Here is a 1,318-nt window from a genome sequence, read left to right as displayed (position 1 = left end):
TCAAATTAATTCATAAATTTGGTCACGAAATCATCCTTTTTTTGTGGCACAATATCACCGAAACAAGTGGCACAATATCACCGAAATATCAAGGATGTAAAGTTCAATGGTAATAAACCTTTCACCAACTTGAGCGCTAACTTTAAAACTGTTATTTTTAATCAGTTCTTTTCCTGTTATCGTGTAGGTGTAATACTGCTGCTCAGTTGCCTCTTTCTCTTCGGTATTTTTCCATTTTGCGTTATCAATTTGCACATAGGTAAGATCGACTGTAGAAGTAATATGTTTTTTTTGAAGATATAATTTCAACACGTCACCCTTTCTTAAGGGCATTTCATTGTTGTCTATATACCCAATTTTCCCATTGCTAGCATATAGACGATCCTTTGCAACACCATTCACATACGCTTTTAAAACGTATTCACTCAACTGTATTCCTTTTAGAACAGTCAATCGCAAAGTCTGCGATCCTTTACAAGTTATTTTTAATTCATTTTTATCATCACAAAGCAGTCCATAAAACAATTCATCTACGCGATAATTAGGCAATTCATCTACTGATTTATTATTTAGGTGCATTGCAACTACGGTTCCCTCATCCATCCTTGCAAAGAATAATGCAGACTTCTTATCCTTTTTATAAACACTCTTAACCCCTATATAAGTATCACGGCCACAAAATATTATTCCCGTTTTATTGAATGTGCATTGCACAACATCCTCTGAAGAAACCAAAAGTTTATTCTTCAACTCAGTAAATAACTCTTCTTCAATTTCTTTTGGTGGAGATGGACTACAAAACAATTCCTTTGTATCTTTAATATAACCAACAATGTAAAATTTATTATAAGGGTACGTCATTTTTACAGCGGCACTAGTTGCATCGTCATTTGCTACATTAGCAACATTCCCCTTACTATCAACCACCGTCGCATTCCCATTTGCATCCACGATCGTCACCGTATCACCACTAATAGCCGTAGTATCACCAGCCGAATTAATTACCACAGTGTTTCCGCTGGGGTCAGTATGTATGGTAGTCGTATCGCCTGTTTCCGTTACAATAAGCACATCGCCATTGTCCACCTTAATAACGGTATCAATCGGCGAAGTTATTGTAACCGTATTGGTTGTTGTATCGGTAATGCTTGCGGTTGGCGGGTTGGTAATTGGATTGCCATCGAGGCCAAGTATAGCGTTGCTGCCGGGGGTATAGTTGGTACTATGATACTCCCCATTCTTAGGACTGTTTCAGCAGCAAGTTAAGATATGCTTTTTGCTGCAAGTTGACTCGGACAAAGCGGGAAATAACTTTTGG

At 37.6% G+C, this 1,318-nt stretch carries 1 protein-coding gene; it reads right to left on the bottom strand.

What is annotated here, in order from left to right; genetic code table 11:
- Nucleotides 1-54 precede the first annotated feature (54 nt).
- Complete coding sequence (locus tag BLS65_RS17760) at nucleotides 55-1,086, bottom strand: hypothetical protein (RefSeq protein WP_092441121.1); 1,032 nt, start codon at nucleotides 1,084-1,086, stop codon at nucleotides 55-57.
- Nucleotides 1,087-1,318 lie beyond the last annotated feature (232 nt).

The organism is Williamwhitmania taraxaci (assembly GCF_900096565.1).
GTDB lineage: Bacteria > Bacteroidota > Bacteroidia > Bacteroidales > Williamwhitmaniaceae > Williamwhitmania > Williamwhitmania taraxaci.
This window is presented reverse-complemented; position numbering and strand designations above follow the sequence as displayed.